The 1,523-nt window shown below is 73.1% G+C and carries 2 protein-coding genes; both read right to left on the bottom strand.

What is annotated here, in order from left to right; translation table 11 throughout:
• Positions 1 to 487: bifunctional heptose 7-phosphate kinase/heptose 1-phosphate adenyltransferase (locus AC1DZ6_RS25025; protein WP_477099792.1), on the bottom strand; the 487-nt coding region annotated here is incomplete at its 3' end.
• A gap of 81 nt (positions 488 to 568) precedes the next feature.
• Complete coding sequence (locus tag AC1DZ6_RS25020; RefSeq protein WP_477099791.1) at positions 569 to 1,507, bottom strand: cation diffusion facilitator family transporter; 939 nt, start codon at positions 1,505 to 1,507, stop codon at positions 569 to 571.
• Positions 1,508 to 1,523 lie beyond the last annotated feature (16 nt).

The following is a 1,523-nucleotide window of genomic DNA, read 5'->3' as shown; positions in this document are numbered from 1 at the left end:
GCGTCAGCACGCCCTTGGCGTAGTCGGACAGCACCACCACGTCGACCTCGCGCAGGTGAGCGCTGAACGCCGCCAGCAGGGCCTGGCCGTCGGCCTCGCCCCGGTCCTCGCGGTCGGCGCGCAGCATCTGGTGCGAGCCGGAGATGTAGCGGGTCTTTTCGGTGGTCCGGCGCTTGGCGTCGACGATCAGGGCCGAGTCCAGGCTCGCCTCGCGGTCGATCAGGCCGGTCAGGACCCGGCCGGCGTCGTCGTCGCCGACCACGCCCACCAGCACCGCCCGGCCGCCCAGGGCGGCGACATTGCGGGCCACGTTGCCGGCTCCGCCCAGCATCACCGTCTCGCGCTCGACGGCGATCACCGGCACCGGGGCCTCGGGCGAGATGCGGTCCACCGCGCCGTAGACGAAGCGGTCCAGCATCACGTCGCCCAGCACCAGCACGGTGGCGCCGGCAAAGGCTCGCGGCAGCTTGGCCAGGGTGTCGTCCATCAGGTCGGTCGCTCGTAACGTTCTAGGCAAGAGCGCCATTTGGCCCCGTGGAGCGCGGTCGGCAAGCCCGGCGATGCGCGCTCAGTGCGGCGGCGCCTCGCCGAACGCCCCGCCATGCGGCTCCGCCGCGCCGCGCGGGTCGGGGTGCAGCAGGATGTCGGCGGCCGGAAACTGCTCCAAGACCCGGTTTTCGGCCGCCACCATCACGGCGTGGGCGACGCTCAGGGTCAGGTTCGGATCCAGGTCCATGTGCGCCTGGACGTGCATGTAGGGACCCGAAGCCCGGGTGCGCACCTGGTGGACGCCCAGCACGCGGGGGTCGGCGGTCATCAGGGCGATGATCCGCGCGCGGTCGTCCAGCGGCAGCTCGTGGTCCATCAGCTGGTGGGAGGCTTCGCGGAAGACGCCGATCGCGCCCCACAGCAGCCACAGCGCCACGACCAGGCCGGCGGCGGCGTCCACCCAGGGCAGATGCAGCAGGCTGGCGGCGCCGAGGCCCACCAGCGACACGGCGTTCGAGGCCAGGTCGGCGGCGTAGTGGGCGCGGTCGCCCGACACCGCCACCGAGCGGGTCTTCTTGGTCACCTCGGTCTGGGCGCGGATCAGCAGCAGGGTCAGGACGATCGAGGCGGCCATCACCCCCACGCCCAGGGCGCCGTGCTCGGGCGGCTCGGTGCGGGCGAAGGCGCGGATGGCCTCCTGGCCGATCAGCGCCGCCGAGGCGAACACCAGGCCGCCCTGGGTCAGGCTGGCGAAGGCCTCGGCCTTGCCGTGGCCGAAGCGGTGCTCGGCGTCGGGGGGCTCGGCCGCGTAGCGCACGGCGTAGAAGGTGATCAGCGACGCCACCAGGTCCAGGCTGCTGTCGGCCAGCGACGCCAGCATCGCCACCGAGTGGCCGGCCAGCCAGGCCCCGCCCTTGATCAGGATCAGCACCGCCGCCACGCCCACCGACAGGGTCGTGACCCGGCGGGTGAGCACCAGGGACTCGGCGGCGGTCAGGGCGGGGGTCGGGGTGGACATGGGGACTGTCTAGCAA

The organism is Caulobacter sp. P1_B12_2 (assembly GCF_056406675.1).
The sequence above is the reverse complement of the archived record's forward strand: the minus strand, read 5'-3'. Positions and strand labels throughout refer to the sequence as shown.